The sequence below is a fragment of the Streptomyces sp. URMC 127 genome, assembly GCF_051386535.1.
In the GTDB taxonomy this organism is placed as follows: Bacteria; Actinomycetota; Actinomycetes; order Streptomycetales; family Streptomycetaceae; genus Streptomyces.
The window spans coordinates 1-13,451 of sequence record NZ_JBPQTW010000191.1; the positions used below are offsets into that span (position 1 = coordinate 1).

At 73.0% G+C, this 13,451-nt stretch carries 10 protein-coding genes; 1 reads left to right on the forward strand and 9 read right to left on the reverse strand.

The window, feature by feature from the left end; genetic code table 11:
- The 4 genes from ACSNOH_RS27710 to ACSNOH_RS27725 all read right to left on the reverse strand — a co-directional run.
- The coding region (locus ACSNOH_RS27710; protein WP_436724165.1) for an amino acid permease at positions 1-1,521 on the reverse strand (1,521 nt) is incomplete at its 3' end.
- Positions 1,522-1,854: 333 nt separating this feature from the next.
- Positions 1,855-3,297 (reverse strand): GuaB1 family IMP dehydrogenase-related protein, encoded by a 1,443-nt coding sequence (locus ACSNOH_RS27715; protein WP_436724166.1) that lies wholly within the window; start codon positions 3,295-3,297, stop codon positions 1,855-1,857.
- A gap of 199 nt (positions 3,298-3,496) precedes the next feature.
- Positions 3,497-4,462, reverse strand: coding sequence for a LysR family transcriptional regulator (locus ACSNOH_RS27720; RefSeq protein ID WP_436724167.1), 966 nt, complete (start codon positions 4,460-4,462; stop codon positions 3,497-3,499).
- Between the two features lie 97 nt (positions 4,463-4,559).
- Positions 4,560-5,819: an MFS transporter gene (locus tag ACSNOH_RS27725; RefSeq protein ID WP_436724168.1), complete on the reverse strand. Its 1,260-nt coding sequence runs from the start codon at positions 5,817-5,819 to the stop codon at positions 4,560-4,562.
- 71 nt (positions 5,820-5,890) lie between these two features.
- Here ACSNOH_RS27725 and ACSNOH_RS27730 point away from each other — a divergent pair, with 71 nt between their 5' ends.
- Entirely contained in the window at positions 5,891-6,499 is a 609-nt protein-coding gene (locus tag ACSNOH_RS27730; RefSeq protein WP_436724169.1) for a CGNR zinc finger domain-containing protein, read from the forward strand.
- Positions 6,500-6,588: 89 nt separating this feature from the next.
- Here the strand turns inward: ACSNOH_RS27730 and ACSNOH_RS27735 are convergent, their stop codons facing one another.
- The 5 genes from ACSNOH_RS27735 to hppD form a co-directional block, all read right to left on the reverse strand.
- On the reverse strand, positions 6,589-7,725 hold the full coding sequence (locus ACSNOH_RS27735) for a prephenate dehydrogenase (protein WP_436724170.1): 1,137 nt from the start codon (positions 7,723-7,725) through the stop codon (positions 6,589-6,591).
- A gap of 160 nt (positions 7,726-7,885) precedes the next feature.
- A complete protein-coding gene (locus ACSNOH_RS27740) occupies positions 7,886-9,565 on the reverse strand; it encodes an FAD-binding oxidoreductase (RefSeq protein ID WP_436724171.1) in 1,680 nt (559 codons plus the stop codon).
- Entirely contained in the window at positions 9,562-11,223 is a 1,662-nt protein-coding gene (locus tag ACSNOH_RS27745; RefSeq protein ID WP_436724172.1) for a CoA transferase, read from the reverse strand. Before ACSNOH_RS27745 ends, ACSNOH_RS27740 begins: the two co-directional genes overlap by 4 nt.
- Entirely contained in the window at positions 11,220-12,110 is an 891-nt protein-coding gene (locus tag ACSNOH_RS27750; RefSeq protein WP_436724173.1) for an oxidoreductase, read from the reverse strand. The genes ACSNOH_RS27745 and ACSNOH_RS27750 overlap by 4 nt, the downstream gene beginning before the upstream one ends.
- 54 nt (positions 12,111-12,164) lie before the next feature.
- Entirely contained in the window at positions 12,165-13,349 is a 1,185-nt protein-coding gene (gene hppD / locus ACSNOH_RS27755; RefSeq protein ID WP_436724174.1) for a 4-hydroxyphenylpyruvate dioxygenase, read from the reverse strand.
- Between the last annotated feature and the right edge of the window lie 102 nt (positions 13,350-13,451).

Consider the following 13,451-nt stretch of genomic DNA (forward strand, 5'->3'; position numbering starts at 1 on the left):
CCCGGCCGCCCCCTCGGTCGCCAGGCGCGAGCTGCGCATGCCGTAGGCCAGGTAGATCACCAGGCCGACGAGCATCCAGCCGCCGAAGACCTCCCAGGTGATGACGTCGAGGCTGAGCATCATGTAGACGCACATCGCGAAGCCCAGGACCGGGAAGATCAGGCCGAGCGGAACCTGCGTCCGGCCCATCGGGACCCGCACGCCCGAGAGCGGCACCCGGAAGCTGCGGTGCATGTCGGGCCGCGTGAAGCGCAGCACGATGACGGCGACGTTCACCAGGGCGAAGGCGAAGAGGGTGCCGATGCTGGTGGCGTCGGCGAGCTGGCCGAGCGGGACCGCGGCGGCCAGGATGCCGCAGAACAGCGAGACGATCACGGTGTTGGCCAGCGGCACGCCCTTGCGGTTGACCTTGGAGAAGGCCTTGGGGACCAGGCCGTCGCGGGACATCGCGAAGAGGATGCGGGTCTGCCCGTAGAGGACGGTGAGGACGACGCTGGCGATGGCGATGACGGCGCCGGCGGCGAGCAGCACGGCCCAGAAGCTCTGGCCGGTGACGTCCTTCATGATCCCGGCGAGGGCGGCCTCGGAGCCCTCGAAGTCGCCCCACGGCATGGCGCCGACCGCGACGGCCGCGACCAGCACGTACAGCACCGTGACGATCAGCAGCGACAGCATGATCGCCTTGGGCAGGTCCTTCTTCGGGTTCTTGGCCTCCTCGCCGGCGGTGGAGGCGGCGTCGAAGCCGATGTACGAGAAGAAGAGCGTGGCGCCCGCGGCGCTGACGCCGCCGAGGCCGAGCGGCATGAAGGGGGTGTAGTTGCCGGCGCGGATGCCGGTGAAGGCCACGGCGCAGAAGAGCAGCAGGGCCACGATCTTCACACCGACCATGATCGCGTTGGCGCGGGCGCTCTCCTTGGCGCCGCCGATCAGGAAGGCCATGCACAGCAGCACGACGAGCAGGGCGGGCAGGTTGAAGATGCCGCCGTCGGTGCCGGGCGGGTTGGCCAGGGCGGCCGGGATGGTGACGCCGATGGTGCCGTCGAGGAGCTCGTTGAGGTACTGGCCCCAGCCGACGGCCACGGCCGCGACGGAGACGCCGTACTCCAGGATCAGGCACCAGCCGCAGACCCAGGCGATGATCTCGCCGAGGGTGGCGTAGGCGTAGGAGTACGAGGAGCCGGAGACGGGGATGGTGCCGGCCAGCTCGGCGTAGGACAGGGCCGAGAAGAGCGCCGTGACGCCGGCGAGCACGAACGAGATCACGACGGCCGGGCCGGCGTCGGGGACGGCCGAGCCGAGCACGACGAAGATGCCGGTGCCGAGGGTGGCGCCGATGCTGATCATGGTCAGCTGCCACATGCCGAGCGAACGGCGCAGGGTGCCGCCCTCGCCCTGGCCGCCCTCGGCGACCAGTCGCTCGACGGGCTTGCGGCGCATCAGGCGGGCGCCGAAGCCGGCGGCCGGCGGCGGGGTGGGCCGCTTGTCACCGGTGACGGGGGGCGCGATGCCTTGGTCCAACACGGGGGTGCTCCGTTCATGACTGCCGGTCGGGGGATGCCGGTCAGGAAGCGGCGGCCCACGGCGGCACCGGGGCACGCGGGCATGACAGAGCAAACCCGTAGCGAGGGGGTACCGCCGAGCAAGCGGTACCCGCCACTCCACGTTCTGCGCAGACCCTACGAGGTTCGGGCCCGCGCTCGTAATGCACCATTCTTGCGTATGCCCGGCTGATCATTGCGTCCGGGGGTCCGAAACAGGCGATCGTTGCACGTCGCGTTATGAATCGGTACAGGGGCAGCAAAAAAGGGGCGTGACCCGGCGAACCGGATCACGCCCCTTTTTCGGGGTTCGGTACTACTGCCAGCTGGCGTGCAGCGGCTTGCCCTCGGCGTAGCCGGCGGCGCTCTGGACGCCGACGACGGCACGCTCGGCGAACTCGGCCAGGGAGCCGGCGCCCGCGTAGGTGCAGGAGGAGCGGACGCCCGCGATGATCGAGTCGATCAGGTCCTCGACGCCCGGGCGGGCCGGGTCGAGGAACATGCGGGAGGTGGAGATGCCCTCCTCGAACAGGCCCTTGCGGGCGCGGTCGTAGGCGGACTCGGTGGAGGTGCGGTTCTGCACGGCGCGGGCGGAGGCCATGCCGAAGGACTCCTTGTAGGAGCGGCCGTCGGCGGTCTGCTGCAGGTCGCCCGGGGACTCGTAGGTGCCGGCGAACCAGGAGCCGATCATCACGTTGGACGCGCCGGCGGCCAGGGCCATGGCCACGTCGCGCGGGTGGCGGACGCCGCCGTCGGCCCACACGTGCTTGCCGTACTTCTTCGCCTCGGCGGCGCACTCCAGGACGGCGGAGAACTGCGGGCGGCCCACGCCGGTCATCATGCGGGTGGTGCACATGGCGCCCGGGCCCACGCCGACCTTGATGATGTCCGCGCCGGCCTCGATGAGGTCGCGCACGCCCTCGGCGGCGACGATGTTGCCCGCGACGATCGGGACCTGCGGGTCGAGGCCGCGGACGGCCTTGATCGCGGCGATCATCGTCTCCTGGTGGCCGTGCGCGGTGTCGACGACGATCGTGTCGGCGCCGGCCTCCAGCAGGGCCTTGGCCTTGCCCGCCACGTCGCCGTTGATGCCGACGGCGGCGGCGATGCGCAGCTTGCCGTTGGCGTCGGTGGCGGGGGTGTAGAGCGTCGCGCGCAGGGCGCCCTTGCGGGTCAGGATGCCGGCGAGCTTGCCGTCCTTGTCGACGGCCGGGGCCAGCTTGCGGTGGGCGGCGTCGAGCTGGTTGAAGGCCTCGCGGGGGTCGATGTCCGCGTCGAGGAGCAGCAGCTCCTTGGACATGACCTCGGACAGCTGGGTGAAGCGGTCCACGCCGGTCAGGTCGTGCTCGGTGACGACGCCGACGGGGCGGTGGTCCGCGTCGACGACGACGCCGGCGCCGTGGGCCCGCTTGGGCAGCAGGGACAGCGCGTCGGCGACGGTCTGGGAGGGGCTGAGGACGATCGGGGTGTCGAGCACGAGGTGACGGCTCTTGACCCAGGAGATGACGTCGGTGACGACCTCGATCGGGATGTCCTGCGGGATGACGACGAGGCCGCCGCGGCGGGCGACGGTCTCCGCCATGCGGCGGCCGGCGATCGCGGTCATGTTGGCGACGACGAGGGGGATGGTGGTCCCGGTCCCGTCCTGGGCGGAGAGGTCCACCGCCTGGCGGGAGCCGACCGCGGAGCGGCTCGGCACCATGAACACATCGTCGTACGTGAGGTCGTACGGCGGCTTCTGGTCGTTGAGGAAACGCATACTGGCTCTCTCACCTGCGATTTACGTACAGAGCGGGTGGGGAGTCAGACCGGGCCGAAGACCGGATCGGGCTGAGGTTCCTGGACCCATCATCCACGATCGCGGGCTCTCGTGGCGAACCCGCGTCGCATTCTGTGACTTCGGCCAAGCGTCTCGGACGCGCCCTGTGGCTTCACCCAGACGCCCGGCTTGCCCGCCTTTACGCCGTACTGGAGATCTCCACGCCCGCGAGGTCGGTGTACTGCACGCCGCGTGGCGTCCGGTGACTGCCGGTGAGCTGGTGGCCGTTGGAGCGGGCCACCGACAGGAAGTGGTCCACCACGAGCGAACGGGTGGCCCGGCGCCAGGCCACCGCGATCTTGGTGACCGGGACGGGCGCGGTGAAGCGGCGCACGGACATGCCGTGGCGGACGAACCGCTCCGCCACCCGCCGGTCCATGACGGCCACGGCCGTGCCCCGCTCGACGAAGGCGCACACGCTCTCGTAGTCCGGCTCCTCCTGCACGATGCGGGGCGTCTCCTCGCCCCAGACCTGGCCGATGATGCGGTCGTACAGCTCGGGGGCGAGCTTGCGGGGCCACATCACGACGGGCTCGGCCCGCAGCTGCTCGCGCGAGATGCGCAGGGAGGAGGCGAGGCGGTGACCGGAGGGGAAGACGGCCACCAGCTCCTCCTCGGCCAGGACGAAGGAGTCCACCTCCGGGCTGCGGGCCTCCTGGCGGATGAAGGCGACGTCGACCCGCCCGTCCAGCAGCATCTCGATGTTGCGCGAGGAGCAGCCGGAATCGGTCTCGACCCGTATGCCGGGGAAGTGCCGGCGGAACTCCTCGACGACGTCCTGCTGCCCGAGCGAGGCTCCCGAGAGGCTGTAGGCGAGGGCGATCGAGCCGGCCCGGCCGGTGGCGACCTCGCGCAGGCGGCCGGTGAGGTCGTCGCAGAGCGTCAGGATCCGGTCCGCCCCCTCCACCAGCTCCCGGCCGGCCTCGGTGAGTTCGGCGCCCTTGGCGCCGCGGCCGGTGATGAGGTCGACGCCGACGTCCTTCTCCAGGGCCTTCACCTGTTGTGACAGCGCCGACTGCGTGATCCCCAGCGTTTCGGCCGCACGTCCGAAGTGGAGCTCTCTCGCGAGCACGACGAAGTATTTCAGGCGCCGCAGGTTCAGCATGTGGCCCGGATCCCCCTTTGTGGTGCTGCGTTGCCGATGTGTGCCGATGTACGGGCTACCCCGCGGGCGGGCCGTGGACTCGCGTTCCCGGGTGGGGTCAGGAGCGGGAGTCCACGGGCCCGGCGGCGGTCCGCGGCGCCGGAGCCTGTGCGGCCCCGGCGGCCTCCGGGGCCGGTGCCGCGGCCCGCGCGCCGATCGCGAGGGCGATGAGGGCGAGCACCTCGAAGGCGGCGCCCGCCAGGGGCAGTTGCCGCAGGTGGCCGGCGTCGGCGAAGAGCCCGCCGACCACGGCTGCCGCGGTCTGCCCGATGTAGACGGCGCTGTTGTTCAGCGCCAGGAGCATGTCCCCGTTCTTGCCGCCGATGGAGAGCAGGCGGTGCTGGATGAGCGGGAAGCTGGCCCAGTGCACGAGGCCCCAGACAGCGAGGCCCACGGCCGCGCCGGCGACCGAGTGCAGGGCGAGGGTGAGCGCGGCGAGGACGGCGGCGAGGACGGCGACCGTGCCGGCGAGACCCCGGCCGGGATCGACGCGGTCGGCGAGCCGGCCGCCGCCCATGACGCCGGCGAAGCTGCCGATGCCGAACAGCAGGAGCAGCCAGGTGCGGTCCCCGTCGGAGGCGCCGCTGACCTCTTCCAGCATGGTGCCGAGGTAGGTGTAGACGACGAAGGTGCCGACGACCCAGAGCGTGGTGGTGAGCATCGCGGTGGGGGCGCGCTTGATGCGCACGGCGCCGAGGCGCTCGCGCACGCCGAGGCCCGGGTTGCCCGCCACGGACGGGATGCCGGCGGCGGCACCGAGCGCGGTGACGAGGGCGAGCAGGGCGACGAAGCCGAACGCCCAGCGCCAGGAGGAGAGTTCGCCGATCGCGTTGCCGATCGGGACGCCCAGGGCGATGGCGCTGGTCATGCCCGCGTAGACGATGGCGAGGGCGCGGCCGCGGCGCTCGGGCGCGGTGATGCGGGCGGCGACCGCGGAGGCGGTGGAGGCGTAGAGCGCGGCGGACGCGCCGGCGACCACACGGCTGAGGAGCAGCACGGTGTAGTTCGGGGCGACGGCCGAGAGGGCGTTGCCCACGGCGAAGACGAGGAGCACGGCCAGCAGGAGGGTGCGCCGGTCGAGCCGGGAGGTGACGCTCGCGAGGATCGGCGCGGCGACGGCGTACGTGATCGCGAAGACGGTGACGGTCTGGCCGGCGGCGGCGGTCGACAGGTTCAGTTCGCTGCCGAGCGCCGGCAGCAGCCCGGACACGATGAACAGGTCCGTGCCTATCGCGAACATGCCGAGGGCCAGGAGCCAGACCTTCGCGGCGCCCGCCCACCCCGCCTTCGTCTCTGCGGCCGCTGCCTGCTGGGACATCGCACAACCTCTCTCCCGGCCTTGCTAACCGGTAGTACGGTTACTCGGTCCGCGTAACCTATCATGGGGTTATGGCAGTGGAACAGGTGCAAGATCGCCAAGTGCCCGAGCGCTGGGTCTGGTACGGCGGCCGGCTGAGCGTCGACTTCGTCAACACCCGCAGGGACCGGTTCAAGGGCGGCCGGGAGCTGCTCGTGCGCCCGGGCGACCTCGCCGAGTGGTTCGCCGAGGCGGAGGTCACCCCCGAGCGGGTCGCGGTGGACGAGGAGCTGCTCGTGCAGGCGAGGGAGCTGCGCGAGGCCATCGACGCCGGGTACCGCTCGGCCGTCGCGGGTGAGGCGTTCCCGGAGGCCGCGGCCCGGACGATCAACGCCTGGCTGGCGCGCCTCGCGGAGCACCCCCCGCGCCTGGACGTGGAGGGCGGCGAGGCCGTCTTCCGCACGGACACCGCGCCGCTGGACGCCCGGCGGGCGCTGTGCCGGATCGCCGTCGACGCCGCGACGCTGCTCGGCGCCGCGGACACGCGCGCGCGGCTGCGCATCTGCGACGGGCACAACTGCAGCGGCCGGTTCGTCGACAAGTCGGTGGGCCGGCGGCGCCGCTGGTGCTCGATGGCGATCTGCGGCAACCGCGCGAAGGCGGCGCAGCACCGCCGGACGGCGGCGCGCTCCGCGCACTGACGTCCCGCGCCTCGCCCGCGCGGGCTCGCACCGAAACGCAGGAAGGGCCGGATCTCCGTCCGGCCCTTCCTGCGTTCACGGCGGTCAGGTCACGGCGTGGCTCCGGTCAGCACGCCGCCCGCGGCCGCCCGCTGCTGCGCGGGCCCGTCCGCCGGGTCCGCGGACGCGAAGCCGTCCCGTACGAGCCTGCGCCGGACGTCCTCCGCCGTGAGCGCTGCGACGGCCAGCTCCACGTCCAGCCCCGTGCCGCCGCTGCTGCGCGGCGTGACGTCGTCCGCCCCGACGCCGAGGTCCGCCAGCGAGGCGAGCAGCCGCGCCAGCTCCCCGGGCCGGTCCCCGAGGGCCACCCGCAGCCGCACCGGGCCGGCGGCCGGGGCGCCGCCGCGCCCCTGGATCGCGCTCATCCCCGCGATGCCCCGGTCCAGGAGGCCGACGACGCCGTCGAGGCCGGGCGCGCCGCCGTCCGCGGGCGCGGCCGACAGCTCCGTGAGCGCGGCCAGCACGTCGGCGAGGTCGGCCTGGACCTCCCGCAGGACGCCGGCCACGGCGGCGGCGTTGGACCGCAGGATGTCGCCCCACAGCCGGGCGTCGCCCGCGGCGATGCGGGTGACGTCGCGCAGCCCCTGCCCGGCGAGCCGGGACGCCTCCCGCGGAGCGTGCTGCAGGCGCGCGGCCATGAGGCTGGCCAGCACGTGCGGCACGTGCGAGGTCAGCGCCACCGCGGCGTCGTGCTCCCGGCTGCCCATCAGCACCGGCACCGCGCCGCACAGCGAGATCATCTCCAGGGCGCGGTTGAGGGTCTCCCGCGAGGTGGCCTCGGAGGGGGTGAGCACCCAGGAGCGGTCCTCGAAGAGGCCTGCCCGGGCGGCGAGCGGCCCCGACTTCTCCCGGCCGGCGAGCGGGTGGCCGCCCACGTAGGAGGAGGCGTCGGCGAGGCCCGCGAGGACGTGCCGCTCGGGCGCCGACTTCACGCTCGCGACATCGGTGTAGGCCCGGGCGAGCCCGCGCAGCTGCTGCTCGGCCAGCACGGGGCCCAGTTGGCTGGGCGGGACAGCCAGCACGGCGAGGTCCACCGGCCCGCGGGGCGCGTCCAGCACCCCCGCGCCGAGCGCCGCCGCGGTCCTGGCCGCCGTCTCGTCCCGGTCCACGAGGTGGACGGTCACTCCGTGGCGGCTCACCGCGAGCCCCACCGACGTGCCGATCAGTCCGGTGCCGACTACTGCCATCGTGCGCATCACGAGTTCACGCCCTCTTTCGGACTCTTGCGGCTCTTGCGGACTCTTCCTGGTTCTGCGGGCTCTTGCGGGCTCTTGCGAGCTTTTCCGGGCTTTTGCGGGATTTCGCGGGCTCTTGCTTTCGGCGCCGGTCCCGGCGGGCCGGGCCGGGCTACGAGGCCGGCAGGGAGATGGACTGCGCGTGCCGGAAGACGTTCCCCGGGTCGTAGACGGCCTTGATCCGCTGCAGCCGGGGGTAGTTGCTGCCGTAGTAGAGCGTCTGCCAGGGGACTCCGGACCTGTTGTGCGCGGGATCGGTGATGTCGCTGTCCGCGTAGTTGATGTAGCAGCCGTCGGTGGCCGGGCCGGGCACGGGATAGCCGCCGGTCGCGGCGAACACCTCGCCGTACGACTCGCGGGTCCAGCGCACGTTCGCGTCGTCGTCCGCCGGGTCCGCCCACAGGGACTGGAACAGGGCCTTGTAGACGGAGTCGCGCTGCACGGAGGCGGTGTCCCCCGGCCGCGCCGCGTTGATCCGCCCGCCGAAGGACAGCAGCGACACCATCGAGCTCGGGTTGCGGTGGTCGGTCCGGGTCAGGTGGCGGTGGATGGCGGCGATCTGCCCGTCGGTGAAGACCCGGCGCATGTACGCGGACTTGTGGGCCCCGCGCAGGGTCGGGTTGACCAGCGCCGCGTTGTTCGTGCCCAGGAACTTCGTTGCGGTGAGCCAGGGCAGGCGGCGGGGGTGGAAGAGGTCCGGCATCGGGGGGTTCTCCCCCGCCGGGCCGGTCATGGGCCGGGCCGCTCCCTTGCCGAGGGAGGCGGTGACCGCCGCGATGTAGTCGTGCAGCAACTGCTCGGCGCCGGGCACGCCCGCGTCCATCTGCGTGAGCAGGCTGACGCTGCCGTTCGCCTGGTGACACAGCGTCAGGAAGCTGCACAGGGAGGCGTACGGGGAATCGGCGCCCGCGTTCTTCTCGTGCCAGGTGCCGTAGTTGCGCACCAGCCCGGTGAAGGCCGCCTCGTCCATCGCGCTCCAGGGCAGCGCCAGCGCGCTGACCAGCACCTCCTTGGGCGGGTGGATCAGCTGGGCGGCCGGGTCGGTGCCCTCGGCGCCGGGCGAGCGGAACCAGTAGCGGGTGATGACGCCGAAGTTGCCGCCGCCCGCCCCGGTGTGGGCCCACCACAGGTCGCGGTGCGGGTCGTGCTCCTCGCGCGTGGCGACAACGGGGCGCGCCCTGCCGTCGGCGCCCACGACGACGACCTCGACGGCGTACAGGTGGTCGACGGTGAGCCCGTGCTTGCGGGAGAGCATGCCGTAGCCGCCGCCGCTGACGTGCCCGCCGACGCCGACCGAGTAGCACCGCCCGCCCGGGATGGTCACGCCCCAGCCCTTGTAGAGGGCCTCGTAGACGTCGAGGAGGGTGGCGCCGGCCTCGACGCAGAAGGCGCGGCGGGCGGCGTCGTAGGACACGGCGTTCATCGGCGTCATGTCGATGACGGTCTGCACCTGCGGGTTGAAGACGAAGTCGGCGTAGCAGTGCCCGCCGCCGCGGACCGAGATCCGCTTCTTCGCGTCGACGGCGTCCTGCACGGCGCGGACGGCGTGCTCGGTGGTGCTGACGAGCCGCACGGTCTCCGGCCGGCCCACCCAGCGGGCGTTGTTGCCCACGACGAGATCGCCGTAGCGGGGGTCGCCGGGGCGCACCGTGACGGGCGGGAGGCCGGCCGCGGACGCGCGAGTGCCGGGCGCGGGAGCGCCGGGCGCGGCCGCCGCCGGGCGGGCGGTGAGGGCGGCGGCGGTGCCCGCCACGGTCCCGGCCAGGAGGGACCTTCTGCTCGGGCCGGTCATGCGGGCCTCTTCTCACCGGTCGGTCCGCCGGTCGGTCCGCCGGCCGTTTCACCGGTCGGTCCGCCGGTCAGCTCGCCGGCCGGCTCGTCCGTCAGCCACTCGGGCCGGGAGGAGCCGCGCGGCACGAGGACGTGCCGGTAGCCGCCGGGGGTCCGCGACATCCGCACCTGGTCGGTGACGCCCTGGTAGGCGCCGAGCGGGGTGTCGGCGGTGAAGGTCTCGGGGTCGAGGTAGAGGTGGCGGGGGCTCGATCCGGCGACCTGGTGGGCGTAGTCCCGGTCGAAGACGCCCATGCTCAGGATCCACAGGGCGGCGCGCACGAGGGAGACGTGGACGCGGTAGCTGCCGCCCTCGCGGGCGCGGCGGCGGAGCGCCTCGACGATGCCGGCGGTGGTGAGCCAGGAGGTGATGTAGTCGTTGACGACCTGGACGGGCGGCAGCTGGGGGCGGTCGCCGTCGCCTTCCAGGTTCATGATGCCGGTGAGGCTGCCGGCGGTCTGGTCGAAGCCGATCCGGCCGGCCCACGGCCCGGTGCGGCCGGCCAGGGAGTTCGTCGCGTAGACGATGCCGGGGCGCAGGGCCGCGGCCTCCTGCTCGGAGACGCCGATCTTGTCGAGGTATCCGGGGCGGCGGTTGGCGTAGAAGACGTCCGCGCCGCGCAGGAGCGTGCGCAGCCGCTCGGAGCCCTCGGCCCCGTACGGGTCGAGGTAGGTGGAGCGGACGCCGACGTTGGCGCTGATGTAGCTGCGCTCGTGCTCCAGCTCGTCGGGGCGCCAGAGGTTCAGCACGTCGGCGCCGTGCAGCGCGAGGGCGCGGCCGATCCCGGCGCCGGCGATGACGTGCCCCATGCCGAGGGCGCGGATCCTGTCGAGCGGCTGCTCCGCCCCCGGTGGCAGCGGCTCGGGGTCGCTGTCGCCGATCTTCTCGATCTCTATGAGCGGGGCGTGGGCCAGGTGCTCGCGGTACTGCGGCTCGGCCAGGAACTCGCGCGTCTCGCGCAGCATCGCCATGACGACGCCCGCGGCGTTGCCGGCCTCCTCCAGCTCGCGGGCGTCGCGGGCGGCGATGGCCGCGGCCACCGCGTCGGCGTCGTCCGGAACCCCGAGGAAGCGCTGCGCCGCCACCTTGATCTTGGGGTACATGTTCTGGGGCATCATCCAGCGGCCGTCGCGGCTGCGGTAGAAAGCCCAGCCCAGGGCGTTGCTGGGGTTGGACGACTCGCTGAGCGGGCTGCCGTTGATCAGCTCCCACTTGCGGTCGTAGAAGGGGCACAGCCGGTGCGGCGCGACCCTGAGGTCCATGGAGATGTCCTGGCCCTCGCCGCCGCGCTGCCGCCACAGCGCCGCGACGGCGGCGGACTTGGCGACGAGGGCGATGCCGGCGGCCGCGCCCAGGCGCAGGGTGGAGGGGACGACGGGGTCGGCGCCCTCGAAGGTGATGGTGCCGCCCGTGTCGGCGGCCGTCATGCCGATGCCGGCGAGGACGTCCTCCAGCGCGGCGTGGACGTCGAAGGCGTCGTCGGTCGCGGGGGCGGCGAGGGCCTTCTCGATCCGCTCGGTGAGCACGGCTTTGCCGGTCGTGCCGGTCGTGCCGGTTGTGCTGATCGTGCCGGTCTTCCCGGTCTTCCCGGCGGGGATCTCGGTGGGGTTCGCGGTCACGCCCGGGCCTCCGCGGCGTCGTGGTCGGTGGAAGGGGCGTCGTGGTGGGTGGACGGCGCGTCGTGGTCGGTGGACAGGGCGACGTGCCGCCACGCTGCGAGCTCGCCGGTGACGTGCGCGAGCTTGGCCTCGATGCGGGCGACGCTGTCGCTGCCCAGCGGCAGCCGCAGCGGCGGCTCTGCGGTGTGCGCGAGGGCGACCACGGCCCGCGCGGCCTTGACCGGGTCGCCGGGCTGGCGGTGGTTGGTCCGCGCGAAGTCGGTGCGGCGGGCGCCGGCGGTCTCCGCGTAGTCGTCGATGGTGTGCGCGGCGGGGCGCAGGCTCGACGGGTCGAAGAAGTCGGTGCGGATCTGGCCGGGCTCGACGACGGTGACCTTGATGCCGAGGGCGGCCACCTCGGCGTTCAGGGCCTCGGTGATGCCTTCCAGGGCGAACTTGCTGGCCCCGTAGATGCCCGAGCCCGCGCCCTGGGCGAAGCCGCCGACGGAGCCGATGTTGATGACGTGGCCGGAGCGCTGGGCCCGCAGGAAGGGCAGGACGGCGCGGGTCACGTTGAGGAGCCCGAAGACGTTGGTCTCGAACAGGGCCCGGACCTCGGCGCCGGAGGTCTCCTCGATCGCCCCGACGACCCCGTACCCGGCGTTGTTCACCAGCACGTCGATCCGGCCGAAGTGCTCGGCGGCGCGGGCGGCGGCCGTACGGGCCTGCTCCTCGTCCGTCACGTCGAGCGGCAGGACGAGGAGGTTGCCGGCGGTCTCCGGCAGGGTGCCCGTGAAGGCGCGCGGGTCGCGGACCGCGGCGACGACCCGGTCGCCGTGGGCGAGGGCGGCCCGGACGAGCTCCAGGCCCAGGCCGCGCGAGGCGCCGGTGATGAACCACACCGTCATGTGATCAGCTCTCTCCAGAGGTTGTGCGGGGTCGTTCGTCGGTGCGGTGGCGCGTCAGAGGTTGCCGCGGAGCGCCTGCTCGCGCTCGATGGCCTCGAACAGCGCCTGGAAGTTGCCCTTGCCGAAGCCCTTGCACCCGCGCCGCTCGATGATCTCGAAGAAGACGGTGGGGCGGTCCTGGACCGGCTTGGTGAAGATCTGCAGCAGGTAGCCGTCCTCGTCGCGGTCGGCGAGGATGTTCAGCTCCCGCAGCTCGTCCACCGCCACGCGCATGTCGCCGATGCGCTCGGCGAGGACGTCGTAGTAGGCGCCGGGCGTGGTGAGGAACTCGGCGCCGGCCGCCTTCATGGCGCGCACGGTGCCGACGATGTCGTCGGTGGCGAGGGCGATGTGCTGCACGCCGGGGCCGCCGTAGAACTCCAGGTACTCGTCGATCTGCGACTTGCGCCTGCCGGGGGCCGGCTCGCTGACGTTGAACTTGACCTTGCCGCTGCCGTCGCCGAGGGCCTTGGACATCAGCGAGGAGAGCTCGGTGGCGATGTCCTCGTCCGTGAACTCCTGGATCTGCGCGAAGCCCATGACCTCCTGGTAGAAGTCGATCCACTTGTTCATGGCGCCGAGTTCGACGTTGCCCACGACGTGGTCGATGAGCTCGAAGAGGGGCTCGCTCTGCGGGCCGAAGCGGCCCGGGTCGACCGCCGCGTAGCCCGGCAGGTAGGGGCCGTCGTAGCGGGTGCGGTCGACGAGCGTGTGGACGGTCTCGCCGTAGGCGGCGATGCGCGCGAGGGTGACGGTGCCGTGCTCGTCGGTCAGCTCGTACGGCTCGGCGAGGCCGTGGGCGCCGCGCGCGACGGCGTGGGCGTAGGCGGCACGGGCGTCGGGGACCTGCAGGGCGACGTCGGTGACGCCGTCGCCGTGCGCGGCGACGTGGTCGGCGAGGACGCGGCCGGGCCCGGTCTCCGGCTGGACCGGGGAGGTGACGACGAAGCGGACGTCCTTCGACTCCAGGACGTAGGAGACCGTCTCGGGCGTGCCGGTCTCGGGGCCGCGGTAGGCGGTCACGCGCATGCCGAAGGCGGTGCGGTAGTAGTGCATCGCCTGGTAGGCGTTGCCCACGGCGAAGACGACCGCGTCGTTGCCGAGGAGCGGGAAGGGGTCGGCGGGCGAGGTGGTGGCGGGAGCGAGAGGGGCGTTCGCAGGAGCGGCGGGGGCCACGAGGGCCGCGGACACAGCGTTCATCGGGGGTCCCGTCTTTGTGGGGGAAGTGAGGGAAGAGCAAGTGATGCGGCGGCGGAGGCGGCGGATGGGGCGGAAGGGGCGTGCAAACGGTGGGAGCCGGGC

Coding starts and splice junctions, on each gene's coding strand:
- ACSNOH_RS27715 (WP_436724166.1), bottom strand. CDS start 3,297: ATGCGTTTCCTCAACGACCAGAAGCCGCCGTACGACCTCACGTACGAC.
- ACSNOH_RS27720 (WP_436724167.1), bottom strand. CDS start 4,462: ATGCTGAACCTGCGGCGCCTGAAATACTTCGTCGTGCTCGCGAGAGAG.
- ACSNOH_RS27725 (WP_436724168.1), bottom strand. CDS start 5,819: ATGTCCCAGCAGGCAGCGGCCGCAGAGACGAAGGCGGGGTGGGCGGGC.
- ACSNOH_RS27730 (WP_436724169.1), top strand. CDS start 5,891: ATGGCAGTGGAACAGGTGCAAGATCGCCAAGTGCCCGAGCGCTGGGTC.
- ACSNOH_RS27735 (WP_436724170.1), bottom strand. CDS start 7,725: ATGGCAGTAGTCGGCACCGGACTGATCGGCACGTCGGTGGGGCTCGCG.
- ACSNOH_RS27740 (WP_436724171.1), bottom strand. CDS start 9,565: ATGACCGGCCCGAGCAGAAGGTCCCTCCTGGCCGGGACCGTGGCGGGC.
- ACSNOH_RS27750 (WP_436724173.1), bottom strand. CDS start 12,110: ATGACGGTGTGGTTCATCACCGGCGCCTCGCGCGGCCTGGGCCTGGAG.
- hppD (WP_436724174.1), bottom strand. CDS start 13,349: ATGAACGCTGTGTCCGCGGCCCTCGTGGCCCCCGCCGCTCCTGCGAAC.